12 protein-coding genes and 3 pseudogenes are annotated in these 12,715 nt (G+C 65.1%); 3 read left to right on the top strand and 12 right to left on the bottom strand.

Annotation, left to right across the window (positions count from 1 at the left end):
- Positions 1–352: 352 nt before the first annotated feature.
- The 8 genes from JCM9942_RS04725 to JCM9942_RS04690 all read right to left on the bottom strand — a co-directional run bounded on the left by JCM9942_RS04725 (position 353) and on the right by JCM9942_RS04690 (position 6,975).
- Positions 353–685 carry a non-heme iron oxygenase ferredoxin subunit gene (locus JCM9942_RS04725; protein WP_054658020.1) on the bottom strand — a complete coding sequence of 111 codons (333 nt, stop codon included), beginning with the start codon at positions 683–685 and terminating at the stop codon, positions 353–355.
- Complete coding sequence (locus tag JCM9942_RS04720) at positions 682–1,218, bottom strand: GNAT family N-acetyltransferase (protein ID WP_054658018.1); 537 nt, start codon at positions 1,216–1,218, stop codon at positions 682–684. Before JCM9942_RS04720 ends, JCM9942_RS04725 begins: the two co-directional genes overlap by 4 nt.
- Positions 1,219–1,311: 93 nt before the next feature.
- Entirely contained in the window at positions 1,312–2,568 is a 1,257-nt protein-coding gene (locus JCM9942_RS04715) for a cysteine desulfurase (RefSeq protein ID WP_054658016.1), read from the bottom strand.
- Complete coding sequence (gene sufD, locus JCM9942_RS04710) at positions 2,565–3,827, bottom strand: Fe-S cluster assembly protein SufD (protein ID WP_054658014.1); 1,263 nt, start codon at positions 3,825–3,827, stop codon at positions 2,565–2,567. The genes JCM9942_RS04715 and sufD overlap by 4 nt, the downstream gene beginning before the upstream one ends.
- Positions 3,827–4,591 (bottom strand): Fe-S cluster assembly ATPase SufC, encoded by a 765-nt coding sequence (sufC, locus tag JCM9942_RS04705; RefSeq protein ID WP_054658012.1) that lies wholly within the window; start codon positions 4,589–4,591, stop codon positions 3,827–3,829. Before sufC ends, sufD begins: the two co-directional genes overlap by 1 nt.
- A 35-nt stretch (positions 4,592–4,626) precedes the next feature.
- A complete protein-coding gene (locus JCM9942_RS04700; RefSeq protein WP_054658010.1) occupies positions 4,627–5,037 on the bottom strand; it encodes a lysozyme inhibitor LprI family protein in 411 nt (136 codons plus the stop codon).
- The gene (gene sufB, locus JCM9942_RS04695) at positions 5,034–6,509 is read right to left on the bottom strand and encodes a Fe-S cluster assembly protein SufB (RefSeq protein ID WP_054658008.1); all 1,476 of its coding nucleotides are present in this window, start codon (positions 6,507–6,509) and stop codon (positions 5,034–5,036) included. The genes JCM9942_RS04700 and sufB overlap by 4 nt, the downstream gene beginning before the upstream one ends.
- Before the next feature lie 19 nt (positions 6,510–6,528).
- Entirely contained in the window at positions 6,529–6,975 is a 447-nt protein-coding gene (locus JCM9942_RS04690) for an SUF system Fe-S cluster assembly regulator (protein WP_054658006.1), read from the bottom strand.
- Between the two features lie 177 nt (positions 6,976–7,152).
- On the opposite strand from JCM9942_RS04690, the pseudogene JCM9942_RS04685 reads away from it, so the two are divergent.
- Positions 7,153–7,619: pseudogene (locus tag JCM9942_RS04685) on the top strand (SET domain-containing protein).
- Between the two features lie 67 nt (positions 7,620–7,686).
- Here the strand turns inward: JCM9942_RS04685 and JCM9942_RS04680 are convergent.
- The 4 genes from JCM9942_RS04680 to fusA all read right to left on the bottom strand — a co-directional run bounded on the left by JCM9942_RS04680 (position 7,687) and on the right by fusA (position 11,554).
- Positions 7,687–8,274 carry a YceB family lipoprotein gene (locus JCM9942_RS04680; RefSeq protein ID WP_054658004.1) on the bottom strand — a complete coding sequence of 196 codons (588 nt, stop codon included), beginning with the start codon at positions 8,272–8,274 and terminating at the stop codon, positions 7,687–7,689.
- Positions 8,275–8,431: 157 nt separating this feature from the next.
- Positions 8,432–8,737 carry a DUF3861 family protein gene (locus JCM9942_RS04675; RefSeq protein WP_054658002.1) on the bottom strand — a complete coding sequence of 102 codons (306 nt, stop codon included), beginning with the start codon at positions 8,735–8,737 and terminating at the stop codon, positions 8,432–8,434.
- A 193-nt stretch (positions 8,738–8,930) separates the two neighbouring features.
- Positions 8,931–9,329: an HU family DNA-binding protein gene (locus JCM9942_RS04670; protein WP_054658022.1), complete on the bottom strand. Its 399-nt coding sequence runs from the start codon at positions 9,327–9,329 to the stop codon at positions 8,931–8,933.
- A 185-nt stretch (positions 9,330–9,514) separates the two neighbouring features.
- The gene (gene fusA / locus JCM9942_RS04665) at positions 9,515–11,554 is read right to left on the bottom strand and encodes an elongation factor G (protein WP_054658000.1); all 2,040 of its coding nucleotides are present in this window, start codon (positions 11,552–11,554) and stop codon (positions 9,515–9,517) included.
- A 198-nt stretch (positions 11,555–11,752) separates the two neighbouring features.
- Between fusA and JCM9942_RS04660 the strand changes: the two are divergent.
- A pseudogene (locus JCM9942_RS04660) lies at positions 11,753–12,185 on the top strand (OsmC family protein).
- A 104-nt stretch (positions 12,186–12,289) separates the two neighbouring features.
- Positions 12,290–12,715: pseudogene (locus tag JCM9942_RS04655) on the top strand (hypothetical protein); the annotation flags it as partial.

Below are 12,715 nucleotides of genomic sequence, written 5' to 3'. Positions count from 1 at the left end.
GGCGACCGGCAGTTTGTCCGGCAACTGCCCGCCGGGCAGTTGCAGCGAGGCGATGACATCGCCCGTTGCCGGGCCGGATACCTCGGGGACGACGGAAGGCGGCAGCGGCGCAGCCGCCAGTGCCATTACCAGCAGCGCTCCGGCCCATACCAGCCGGCGCCGCATGAAGACGGCGCCGAAAACAACAGCCATGTGGCTAAGGCGAAGCACGGAGTGGGGGCGGGCGCGGAATCATCGCGAACTGCGACAGATGCGCATCTTATTGAGAATTGTTTGCGTTTGCAATCCGTTTGACCGCGCGCCCGGTCTTGCGCCACCCAAGACAACGATCGGCGAAAAGCGTGCCCGCGCGTCAGTCGCGGTCGTCGCGCGACCAGATGCCGCCGTGTTCGCGCTTGACCGGGAATTTCGGCACCGGGGTGTAGGCCGGGGCGCACAGCGCGCGACCGTCGCGGATGTCGAACCGGGCGCCATGCAGCACACACTCGATGCTGCCCTCGGTCGTATCGATGCAGCCCGAAGACAGTTCGAATTCTTCATGGGTGCACTGGTCTTCCAGCGCGAACAGCTCGCCATCCAGGTTGAACACGACAATGGGTGCGCCGGTGACTTCGTCGAAGGCGGTCTTCATTTCGCCCGGCAGCAGCTCTTCGCTGGCGCAGATGAAGGTCCAGGTCTGGCTCATGCCGCAGCTCCCAGGGGCTTTTCCAAGATTTCGAATTGCAGGTCGTCCCGCTTGGGGATGCCGAAACGTTCATCGCCGTAAGGGAACGGCTTCTTGATGCCGGTGCGCGCGTAACCCCGGCGTTCGTAGAAGGCGATCAGCTCGTCACGGCAGTCGATCACCGTCATCTGCATGGTCGGCAGATGCCATTGTCCGGCCACAAAGTGTTCGGCGTGCTGCATGAGCTGTTTGCCCACGCCGCCGCCCTGTGCCTGCGGGCTGACGGCGAACATGCCGAAGTAGCCATGCCCCTCCTCGTCGGCGATATGACAGCAGGCCTGCAGTACACCGTCACGCTCGGCCAGCAGGATCACGCTGCGCGGGCGTTGGATGTCGGCGGCGATACCGGCCGCGTCCACCCGCTGGCCGTCCAGCAGATCGGCTTCGGTGGTCCAGCCTGCACGCGAGGCATCGCCGCGATAGGCCGAGGTGACCAGTTCGATCAGGTCAGGAATATCGGCCGCAGTGGCCGTGCGGAAAGTGAGTGCGTTCATGCCCCCATTCTAACGGCCGAGCTGCGCGAGCGGGTTGCGCAGGCGGGTTGCGCGGAGCTGTATCGCGCGGGCTTTACCTGCGCAGCGGCGGTTTCAGCCCAGCAGGGTGCGGACCTTCTTCAGCGCGGCCATGAATGCCTCGATTTCCTCGTGCGTGTTGTAGAACGCAAGCGACGCGCGGCACGTGGCGGCGACACCAAAGTACTGCAGCAGCGGATGCGCACAGTGCTGGCCCGAACGCACTGCCACGCCCTGCAGGTCGAGCAGTGTGGCCAGATCGTGCGCATGCGCGCCTTCGATCTGGAAGGACACCACGGCGGCCTTGCGTGGCGCGGTACCGAAGATGCGCACGCCTTCGATCCGTTGCAGCTCTTCGGTGAAATGGGCCAGCAACTCCTGCTCGCGCGCATCGATATGCGCGCGACCCAGGGTCTCCAGGTAATCCACGGCGACACCCAGGCCGACGAAGCCGGCGATGTTCGGCGTGCCGGCCTCGAACTTCTGCGGGCCGTCGTTGAACACGGTGCCCTCGAAGCTGACTTCCTTGATCATCTCACCGCCACCCAGGAATGGCGGCATTTCCTGCAGCAGCTCGCGGCGCGCCCACAGCGCACCGGTTCCGGTCGGGCCGCACATCTTGTGGCCGGTGATCGCGTAGAAGTCGCAACCGATGGCCGCCACATCCACCGGCATGTGCGGTGCGGCCTGCGAGCCGTCCACCACGGTGACGATGCCGCGCTTGCGGGCTTCTCGGCAGATCTCACGGACCGGGTTGATTGTGCCCAGCACGTTGGAGACATGCGTTACCGCCAGCAGCTTCACTTCCGGGGTCATCGCCGTATGCAACGCATCCAGGTCGAGGCTGCCGTCGGGACTGATCTCGGCCACGCGGATGCTGGCGCCGGTGCGTTGTGCGATCAGCTGCCACGGCACGATGTTGGCGTGGTGCTCCATGCGCGAGACCAGGATCACGTCGCCCGTCTTCAACCGTGGCAATGCCCACGAATAGGCGACCAGGTTGATCGCGAAGGTGGTGCCACTGCACAGCACCAGCTCGTCGATACGGACATTGAGGAAGCGCGCCAGTTTGCTGCGCGCGCCTTCATAGGCTTCGGTCGCCTCGCTGCCCAGCGCATGCACGGCACGGCTGACGTTGGCGTTGTAGCGGCGGTAGAACTCGTCCACCGCGCCGATCACCGACAGCGGCTTCTGCGCGGTGTTGGCGTTGTCGAAATACACCAGCGGCTTGCCATTGACCTCGCGCATCAACAGCGGAAAGTCACTGCGCACACGTTCCCAGTCGGGAGCGCTGGCCGGTGGGTGGATCGGACGCGGGGAAGAGAGGTTCATGCCATGCCAGCCTGTTGCAATGCCTGGTCCAGATGGCGGGCCAGCTTTTCGGTGAGAGCGCCTTCCACCGCAGCCAGCGGCTCGTGGCAGAACGCGGCGCTGAGCATGGCGCGCGCCTGTTCGGCCGGCACGCCGCGCGAGCGCAGGTAGAACAGCGCGTTGGCATCGAGTTGACCCACGGTGGCGCCGTGCGCGGCCTTGACCTCGTCGGCATCGATCACCAGCGTCGGCTGGGTATCTATTTCGGCATCGGCCGAGAGCAGCAGGTTCTTGTTGGAGAGGTTGGCGTCGGTGCCATCGGCGCCCTCGCGGATGTTGATGCCACCGTGGAACACCACGCGGCTGCGGTTGGCGGCCACGCCACGCCAGACCAGCTCGGCGCGGGTGTCCTTGGCGATGTGCTCGATACCCAGGCGGGTATCGATGTGGCGACGACCGGTGCCCAGCAGCACGCCGTTGGCGGTCAACCTGGCGTTGTTACCCTCCAGCCGAACGTTGAGCTCATGCCGGCTCAGCGCGGCGCCCAGCTCCAGATCGATGCGGCGGTACTGCGCATCGCGGGCCAACACGGCGTCGGTACGCAACAGCGATGTCGCGCGCGCGCTGTCGGCCTGTACGCGGGCATGCGAGAGCACCGCATCCTGGGCGATGTGGACATGCACCAAGGTGTTGTCCAGGTGCGCGCTGTCACCGCTCTGCAGGTGGTGCTCGACCAGACCGAACACGGCACCCCGGCGCAGTTCGATCAGATGGCGGTGGTGCCAGGCGTGATCGTTGCCATCTGCCGCGCTGACGAAAACCAGGTGCAGCGGTGTCTTGCTGGTGATGCCGTCGGCCACCTGTACCAGTACGCCTTCATCGGCCAGTGCGGCATTGAGCTGGGCGAACACTTCATCGGCGCGCTCGAAGCGGCGGCCGAGGAAGCGCAGGGCTTCGGGCTCTTCGTCCTGCACCGCGGACAAAGTACGCACCTGCACGCCGGCATCCAATGCCGACAGATCGCTCAGCGCAGCGCTGTGGCGGCCATTGACGAACACCAGCCGCGGTGCCGGGATATCGGCCAGCAGCGCGGCATCGATGGACGGCGCCTGCAGCGGTGCGGCGCTGAACGTGCGACGCTCGAGCTGGCGCAGCGAAGTGTACTTCCAGGCTTCGTTGCGGGCAGCGGGCAGACCGGTCTGCAGGGCAGCGTCGAGCACCTCGCGGCGCGCGTCGCTGCCACAGAAGCCGGCGGCCATTGAATCCAGCAGGACGCTCATTACTTGGCCGCCTCGCGGACCACGCGGTCCTTCAGGAAATCATAGCCGTGCGCTTCAAGCTCCAGCGCCAGTTCCGGACCGCCGCTCTTGACGATGCGGCCCTCGCTCAGCACGTGCACGAAGTCCGGCTTGATGTAGTCCAGCAGGCGCTGGTAGTGGGTGATCACCACGAACGAGCGCTCCGGGCTGCGCAGCGCATTGACGCCGTCGGCCACGCTCTTCAGGGCATCGATGTCCAGGCCCGAATCGGTTTCATCCAGGATCGCCAGCTTCGGCTCGAGCACGGCCAGCTGGAAGATCTCGTTGCGTTTTTTCTCGCCGCCGGAGAAGCCTTCGTTGACACCGCGGTGCAGCAGTTCGTCCTTCAGATGCAGCACGGCCAGCTTCTGCCGGACCAGCTTGAGGAACTGCATCGAATCCAGCTCTTCCTCGCCCCGGGCCTTGCGCTGGGCATTGAGTGCGGCGCGCAGGAAGTAGGTGTTGTTGACGCCGGGGATTTCCACCGGGTACTGGAAGGCCAGGAACAGGCCGGCGGCGGCGCGCGCTTCCGGTTCCAGCTCCAGCAGGTCGGCGCCTTCGAACTGCACGTCGCCTTCGGTCACTTCATAGCCGTCGCGGCCGGACAGCACGTTGCCCAGTGTGGACTTGCCGGCGCCGTTGGGGCCCATGATGGCGTGCACCTCACCGGGTTTCACTTCCAGCGACAGACCCTTGAGGATTTCCTTGCCGGCGATGCGGGCGTGCAGGTTTTCGATCTTCAGCATGAGGGGGTGTTCTTCAGTATGTAGGTGCGGGGCGATCAGAGCTCGCCTTCGGCGCGATCGAGGAAGGTGGCGCGCAGCCACCGGGTGCGCTGGCGGGTGAGCTCGGCCTTGTTTGCGGCGTGCAGCATCGGGTACATCGAGCCGTACAGGACGCGTGGGTTCTCGTTCTTGCCCACCGGGTAACGCGCTTCGATATCGGCGTCACGCAGCGCAATCCACAGGCGCTGGGCAGCGCGCAGTTTTTCGACGGCGACCGGTTGACCCTTCAGTTCCTGCATCACCTGCCGGTACACGGCGTTGAGCTCGGCATCGGCGGCGTCGGCTTCGGCGGCCACGCACTCGTTGAGGTCCAGCTGGGTGTCGGCGTCGTCGCAAGCACCGTCCAGCGCCATGGCGGAAGCGGTGAACGGCAGCAGGGCCAGTAAAAGCAGCGTCAGGCGGCTCATCCGACCGATCCTTCCAGCGAGACTTCCAGCAATTTCTTGGCTTCCACGGCGAACTCCATGGGCAACTCCCGGAATACCTGTTTGCAGAAACCGTCCACGATCATCGACACCGCGTTTTCCTGGTCGATGCCACGCGCCCGGCAATAGAACAGCTGGTCGTCGGAGATCTTGGAGGTGGTGGCCTCGTGCTCGACGGTGGCGCTGGGGTTCTTCACCTCGATGTAGGGGAAGGTGTGGGCGCCACACTTCTTGCCGATCAGCAGCGAGTCGCACTGGGTGTAGTTGCGCGCGCCTTCGGCACCGGCGGCGACCTTGACCAGGCCACGGTAGGTGTTCTGGCCACGGCCGGCGCTGATGCCCTTGGAGATGATCTTGCTCTTGGTGCGCTTGCCGACGTGGATCATCTTGGTGCCGGTATCGGCCTGCTGGCGGTGGTGGGTCAGCGCCACCGAGTGGAATTCACCCACCGAGTCGTCGCCCAGCAGCACGCAGGACGGGTACTTCCAGGTGATGGCCGAGCCGGTTTCCACCTGGGTCCAGGTCACCTTGGAGCGCGCGCCACGGCATTCGGCACGCTTGGTGACGAAGTTGTAGATGCCGCCGACGCCGTTCTCGTCGCCCGGGTACCAGTTCTGTACGGTCGAATACTTGATCTCGGCATCTTCCAGCGCCACCAGCTCGACCACCGCGGCGTGCAGCTGGTTCTCATCGCGCATCGGCGCCGTGCAGCCTTCCAGGTAGGACACGTAGGCGCGGTCCTCGCAGATGATCAGGGTGCGCTCGAACTGGCCGGTGTTGCTGGCGTTGATGCGGAAATAGGTGCTCAGCTCCATCGGGCTGCGCACGCCTTCCGGAACGAACACGAAGCTGCCGTCGGAGAACACCGCCGAGTTGAGCGCGGCAAAGTAGTTGTCGCCGACCGGCACTACCGTGCCCAGGTATTTTTTCACCAGCTCCGGGTAGTCACGGATGGCTTCGGAGATCGAGCAGAAGATCACGCCCTTCTCGGCCAGCTCCTTGCGGAAGGTGGTGCCCACCGAGACCGAGTCGAACACCGCATCCACCGCCACGCCGGCCAGTTTGGCGCGTTCGTGCAGCGGCACGCCAAGCTTGTCGTAGGTGTCCAGCAGTTCCTTGGGCACCTCGTCCAGCGACTTGTACTTCGGGCCCTTGGGCGCGGAGTAGTAGCTCAGCGCCTGCAGGTCGATCGGGCCGATCTGCAGCTTGGCCCAATCCGGCTGCTGCATGGTCAGGAAGTGGCGGTAGGCTTCCAGGCGCCACTGGGTCATCCACTCCGGCTCTTCCTTCTTGGCCGACAGGGCACGGATCACGTCCTCGTTCAGACCCGGCAGGAACGAATCGGATTCGATGTCGGTGACGAAGCCGGCCTCGTACTTGCGGCCGAGCTGCTCGTGGATTTCACGGTTGGGAGTGTCGGCAGTGCCGATGGTTTCAATGGTTTCGGTGGCCATGAGGGCTGCCTACGGTTGTTCAGGAGACGACGTCGACGGCGATGCGGCGACGGTCGGCAAGCGGTAAGGGATGCAGCATCTGCGCCAGGGTGACGCCGCGCAGCGCGTCGGCGACCACGTCGTTGATCAGTCGCCAGTTCGAGCGCACGCCGCACTGTTCGGCGATGCCGCACTGGCTCTGGTGCTGGCTGCACTCGGTGATGGCCAGCGGGCCTTCCATCGCCTCGACGATCTCGATCAGCGTGATCTGATCTGCAGGTCGGGTCAGCCGGTAGCCGCCGCGCACGCCGCGCAGGCCTTCCACCAGCCCGGCCTGGGCCAGCGGTTTGAGCAGCTTGCTGACGGTTGGCGATTCCAGCCCGGCCGCATCGGCCAGCTCGGTCGCGCTCAGCACTTCGGCCGGCTGTGCGGCGAGCACAGTCAGCACGACGGTGGCGTAATCGGTGAGCTTGGTGACGCGGAGCATCGTGGCGGGAGATCCAGCGGGGAAAATGCAATGTGGACCAAAATTGTACGCTTTGCGGGCGCTGCCTCCAAGTTTTGCCGTTCAGCTACGGCGCGAGGCTGTGGCGGCGGCGGTGCTTGGTAGAAGCGCCCGCATGGGCGAGAATCCCGGTTCCCATCGATGATTCCGGCCGCCTACATGCCCAAGAAGATCCAAGCGCGCAAATCCTCCATTCACGCAATGGCGTTTTCGCCGTGGCCGAACTCAAGAAGGGCGAGCGGGTGATCGAGTACAAGGGCAAGCGCCGGACCCATGAGGAAGTCGATGCCGATGACACCGGCGACGTGGAAAGCGGCCATACCTTCCTGTTCACGCTCAACGAGGTCTATGTCATCGATGCCAACCACGGTGGCAACGATGCGCGCTGGATCAACCACAGCTGCGAGCCGAACTGCGAGGCGGTTATCCAGGAAACCGGCAGCGATGACCCGGCCGACGAGAAAGTGTTCATCGAGGCGATCCGCAACATCAAGCCGGGTGAGGAGCTGACCTACAACTACGGCATCACCCTGTCCGAACGCCATACCCCGCGTCTGAAGAAGATCTGGGAATGCCGCTGCGGCTCGAAGAAGTGCACCGGGACGATGCTGCAGCCCAAGCGCTGATCCGCGTTTCCAGCCGTTAAAGAAAAGGCCGCATCGCGGCCTTTTTCTGTTCCAGCACTGGTCGGCCTCAGTTGCCCAGCAGCCCGGATGGCACCAGGCTGCCCAGATTCTGGTTGAAGTCCACCGCGATGCGACCGTTCTGGATGCCGACCGATTTGACCTGCAGCGCGCCCATCACCTTGGCGATGGCCGGGTCGATCTTGTAGATCGGCTCGCGGCGCGCGTAGTCGGCCAGCCAGCTGTTGAGCAGGCTGCGGGTACTGGCATCCAGTTCGGCGCCGGCCATGGCCGGGCGGAAATCGTCCACCGTCGGCTGCTCCAGGTGGAAGCCCTGGGTCTGTGCGTTGTAGCGCAGCCCGCTGCTGATGCGGACATTGCCTACCGGCATGCGCGCGCTGCCGGCGGCGGCCATGCCCAGGTCGAACTGCAGGTCCAGACGGTTGCCGGCCGGCAGCGTCAGCCGTGGCTGGCTGACATCCAGGGCCAGCAGGCCGCCCAGCGCTTTCTGGGTGCGCGGGAAGCTGCCGTCCAGATACTGCTGCACGTCACTGGCACCAACGGTGAGCTGGTGTCCCTTCACCTGCGGCGCGGCGTGGGCGGTGGCCGCCATGACGAGGCAGGCGATGGCGGGAAAAAGCAGGGCGCGATAGCGCATGGGGAGCTCGCAACAGGATGTCCGGACCGCCACGATAACCGCTGCAGGTGAACTCGCAATTAGCGGACGATGCGCGATCCGGTCCGGCATCGGTCGTGATGCCGCCCATGAACACCTTCAACACATGGCCACATCCGAGCCGGACGTAGGTCCGGCGTTACCGCGTCGCGTGCAGTTGCGCCAGTTTGGCCAGCAGTGCGTCCAGCTCCGGATGCAGCGCCGACAGCACGTTGTCACCCTGACGGGCGATGCCAGCCAGATTCTCCAACAGGCCGGTAGCCACCACCACGCTGGCTACTTCATTGCACGACAGCTGGCGCTGGCTTTGTGCCGCCTCCAGCTGATGCATCCAGTTCTGTGGACTGCGCTGTTCGAATTCGATGGTGCATCGTCCACTGCACTGCAGGCCATCGGATTCGATCGGCGTGACGGTGATGCGGTAGCGGTGCATGCGACTGGACATGGCGGGAATCAGGGCGGACAGGGAGGAGCCCCACCATAGGCCGCTGGCGGTACAGGGGCGAGGGCCGGGGTCACGACGCTGTGTTCCAACTGGACGGGCCGGAAGTTCATGAATGTCATCAGGCCCGTGGCAACGGAAAAAAAAACGGGACGGCAATGCCGTCCCGTCCGTTTCGCCACAAGGGGCGCGCTGATCAGAGCGCGGCGTCCTTGAGCTTCTTGAGCGGACGCACCTTCAGCTTGGTGGTGGCCGGCTTGGCGGCGAACCACTGCTCTTCCTTGGTGAACGGGTTGATGCCCTTGCGCTTGGGCTTGGCCGGCACGCTGACGGTGCTGATCTTCAGCAGGCCCGGCAGGGTGAAGCTGCCTGCGCCCTTCTTGTTGACCGATGCGGCGACCGCGCCTTCCAGCGCAGCGAACACGGCACGGACGTCCTTGGCGGCGAGGCTGGTGGTCTCGGCGATGTGGGCAACCAGACCGGACTTGGTCAGGGCTTCCTTGATCGGCTTCGGTGCAACCGGCTTGGCTGCGGCCTTGGTGGCGACTTTCTTCACTGCCTTTTTCGGGGCAGCTTTCTTAGCGGTCTTTGCCATGATTTCCTGTTCCGTGAACGGTTGGTTGTTGGTCATGCCGACCCCGTCGGCAAGCGAAATGTAGGGCATGAATCCGGTGCCGCCAATAGGCAAACCCGCAAAAAGCCATAAAAAACGCGGCAATCCGCAGTTGCCGCGTTGCGATTTGCCGATTTCCACCGGTGCTGCGCTGCCCTCGCGCCGGCTCAGTCCTCGTCGGGATGCGGCTGGTGGCTGGCCATCAGCCGCTGCTGGACGGGTGCCGGCACCGGTTCGTAGTGGCTGAAATCCAGCGAATAGCGGCCACGACCGGCAGTCACGGACTTGAGCTCGGCCGCATAGCCTTCCAGCTCGGACAGCGGCACCTGCGCATGGATGACGATCTCCCCGGCGCTGGAATCGGTGCCATTGATACGTGCGCGCTTGGCCGCCAGGCTGCCGGTGATATCGCCGGCCTGCGCTTCGGGCGCCACCACTTCCAGCGAAACCACCGGTTCAAGCACCTGCGGTGCGGCCTTGCCGATCGCATCGAGGAAGGCCTTGCGCGCGGCGGTGACGAAGGCGATCTCCTTGCTGTCGACCGGGTGGTGGCGGCCGTCATGCACGGTGACGCGCAGGTCCTGCAGCGGGAAGCCAGCCACTGCACCGCTCTCCAGCACCTGGCGCACGCCTTTCTCCACCGCCGGCATGAACTGCCCGGGAATGGTGCCGCCTTTGACCTCGTCGACGAACTCGAAGCCGCTGCCGCGCGGCAACGGCGCGATGCGCAGCGACACCTCGCCGAACTGGCCGGCGCCGCCGGTCTGCTTCTTGTGACGGTGATGACCTTCGGCAGGCGCACCGATGGTCTCGCGATAGGCGATGCGCGGCGGCCGGGTGGTCACTTCCACGCCATGCCGGTCGCGCAGACGCTCCAGCACGATCCGCAGATGCAGATCGGAGAGCCCGCGCACCACCGTCTCATGGGTTTCCCCGGCCTGTTCGATCTGCAGCGCCGGATCCTCCTGTGCCAGCCGTTCCAGCGCCACGGTGAGCTTCTGCTCCTGGCCGCGACTGGCAGGCGCGATTGCCAGGCCGAACATCGCTTTGGGAAAGCTGATGGGGCGCAGTTGCGGCAGCGGCTGGTCATGCAGGTCGTGTAGCAGCGCGCCGTAATGCAGCTCATCGACCTTGGCGACGGCGGCAATTTCGCCGGCCACCACTGCGTCTATGGGCAGATGCTCCTTGCCAAGTACGCGGAACAGGTGGGCGATCTTGACCGGTTTGCGGCCATCGTCCACCCACAGGCTCATCTCGCGATGGATAGTGCCCTGGTAAAGGCGGAACACGCCCAGCTTGCCGACAAACGGATCGTTGATGATGCGGAACACGCTGGCCACCACCGGAGCCGTCGGGTCGGCCTGCACCTGCGGCATCTCACCGCCGTCGGCGCTGACGAACAGCGGTGGATTGCCTTCGCCCGGGTCGGGGAACAGCCTGCCGGCGATGTCCAGCAGGGCCTGCAATCCGGTGCCTTCGCGCGCGGAAACGAAGCACACCGGCACCAGGTGGCCCTCGCGCAGGCACTGTTCGAAGGCGTTGTGCAGCTCGTCGCCGGACAGCCCGGCTTCGCCCAGGTCCAGATAGTGCTCCATCACCGTTTCATTGATCTCCACCACCTGGTCGAGGATGCGCTGATGCCATGCGGCGACCGGCCCGGCATCGCTGTCGCCGTCCTGCTGGAGGAAACAGTCCAGCACGCTGCGACCGCCATCGGCGGGCAGATTCAGCGGCAATACCTGCGGGCCGAATTCCTCGCGCAGCGCATGCAGAAGCTGCGCGCAATCCACGCCGTCCTGGTCGATCTTGTTGACCACGATGACCCGGCACAGGTCGCGCTCCTGGGCCCGGTGCATCAGCCGGCGGGTACCGAACTCGATGCCGCGGGTGGCATCCACGACGATCGCGGCGGTCTCCACCACGGCCAGCGCGGAGAGTGTGGCGCCGCGGAACTCGGGATACCCGGGCGTGTCGATCAGGTTCAGGCGCAGCTCCGGCAGGTCGATGCTGGCCAGTGCGCTGTCGATCGAGTGGCCGCGCTGCTTCTCGATGGGGTCATGGTCGGACACCGTGGTGCCACGTTCGATGCTGCCCGCCGTCTTCACGGTGCCGCCGGCATGCAGCAGGGCTTCGAACAGGGTGGTTTTGCCGGCGCCGGGATGGCCTGCCAGGGCCACATTGCGGATCTGTTGTGTGCGGTAGGACATGGGCCGTTCCTCCAAAAGACTGGATCGAAGGGCGTCATGGCTGTCCGTGCGCAGCGACCCGGGAGCGGTGTGCTCGCAGGGCGGTCATGGCGGGAAGGGCAATGTAGCGCGGTCGTGGTGAGCCGCACGTTGCGACGCACAAGCCCGTAACGGACCGTGCCCTATGGTGGGGGCCCAATCAAACGCAGGAGTGTTGCAATGGGTATTTCGCGTCATGCCACCGCGCACTGAGGGTGATCTCAAGAGCGGCAAAGGTCAGCTGAGCACGCCGCAGAGCGGATTGATGGACCACACCCGGTATGCCTTCAACAGCCGCTTTGGCGATGAAAAAGGCACCAATCCGGAAGAGCTGATTGCCGCCGCGCATGCCGGCTGCTTCACCATGGCGCTGTCGGCCAAGCTCGGTGAAGCCGGCTTTCCGCCGACCTCGCTGGATACCCGCGCCGATGTCGATCTGTCGATGGAAGGCGGACCGCAGCTGTCGCAGATCCGCCTGAAAGTGAAAGCCGTGGTGCCCGGGATCGATGAGGCGCGGTTCCGCGCCCTGGCCGAGGATGCCAAGCAGAACTGTCCGGTTTCAAAGGCCTTGAGTGCGGTGCCGATCAGTCTGGAAACCGAGTTTTCCGCCTGACGGGAGGACTGGCCCGGTCCGCTTGCACGGCTGTCCGGGCCGGTTCAGGATCGGCTCACCCGATGCAGCCGAGCATCGCCGATCCCAACCCGAGTGGTCCTGCCATGTTCCGATCGCTGTCTTTCGCCGGTGTCCTGATCCTGGGGAGCGTGGCTGCTTTCGATGCTGCCGCCCAGCGCTACGACGATGGCCAGTACCGGCCCGATCCGGCCTATGACGACGGCCAGTACCGTACGGGCCGCTATCGCGATGGGAATGAACCCGCCTATGACTACGCGCGCGTGGTGCGCGTGGATCCGATCATCGTCGGTGGTGGGCAGGGGCGCGGCGAGCGCTGCTACGAGCGCAACGACGGTGGCTATGTCGGCGGCGGCAATGGCTATCGCAACGAGGGTTATCGCGATGACGGCTACCGCAACAACGGTTCCTACGATCGCGGCTACGACAACGGACAGTACCGGCAGGGCGGCGACACCGGCCGCCAGCTGGCCACGGTGATCGGCGGTCTGGCCGGCGCGGTGCTCGGCAGC

Source organism: Stenotrophomonas pictorum JCM 9942, assembly GCF_001310775.1.
GTDB lineage: Bacteria > Pseudomonadota > Gammaproteobacteria > Xanthomonadales > Xanthomonadaceae > Stenotrophomonas > Stenotrophomonas pictorum.
This window is presented reverse-complemented; position numbering and strand designations above follow the sequence as displayed.

What these genes read in the sequence shown, in the direction of transcription:
- JCM9942_RS04670 (WP_054658022.1), bottom strand. Translation starts at nt 9,329, where the DNA reads ATGGCAAAGACCGCTAAGAAAGCTGCCCCGAAAAAGGCAGTGAAGAAA.
- sufC (WP_054658012.1), bottom strand. Translation starts at nt 4,591, where the DNA reads ATGCTGAAGATCGAAAACCTGCACGCCCGCATCGCCGGCAAGGAAATC.
- JCM9942_RS04675 (WP_054658002.1), bottom strand. Translation starts at nt 8,737, where the DNA reads ATGTCCAGTCGCATGCACCGCTACCGCATCACCGTCACGCCGATCGAA.
- JCM9942_RS04720 (WP_054658018.1), bottom strand. Translation starts at nt 1,218, where the DNA reads ATGAACGCACTCACTTTCCGCACGGCCACTGCGGCCGATATTCCTGAC.
- JCM9942_RS04690 (WP_054658006.1), bottom strand. Translation starts at nt 6,975, where the DNA reads ATGCTCCGCGTCACCAAGCTCACCGATTACGCCACCGTCGTGCTGACT.
- JCM9942_RS04700 (WP_054658010.1), bottom strand. Translation starts at nt 5,037, where the DNA reads ATGAGCCGCCTGACGCTGCTTTTACTGGCCCTGCTGCCGTTCACCGCT.
- sufD (WP_054658014.1), bottom strand. Translation starts at nt 3,827, where the DNA reads ATGAGCGTCCTGCTGGATTCAATGGCCGCCGGCTTCTGTGGCAGCGAC.
- sufB (WP_054658008.1), bottom strand. Translation starts at nt 6,509, where the DNA reads ATGGCCACCGAAACCATTGAAACCATCGGCACTGCCGACACTCCCAAC.
- JCM9942_RS04680 (WP_054658004.1), bottom strand. Translation starts at nt 8,274, where the DNA reads ATGCGCTATCGCGCCCTGCTTTTTCCCGCCATCGCCTGCCTCGTCATG.
- JCM9942_RS04725 (WP_054658020.1), bottom strand. Translation starts at nt 685, where the DNA reads ATGAGCCAGACCTGGACCTTCATCTGCGCCAGCGAAGAGCTGCTGCCG.
- JCM9942_RS04715 (WP_054658016.1), bottom strand. Translation starts at nt 2,568, where the DNA reads ATGAACCTCTCTTCCCCGCGTCCGATCCACCCACCGGCCAGCGCTCCC.
- fusA (WP_054658000.1), bottom strand. Translation starts at nt 11,554, where the DNA reads ATGTCCTACCGCACACAACAGATCCGCAATGTGGCCCTGGCAGGCCAT.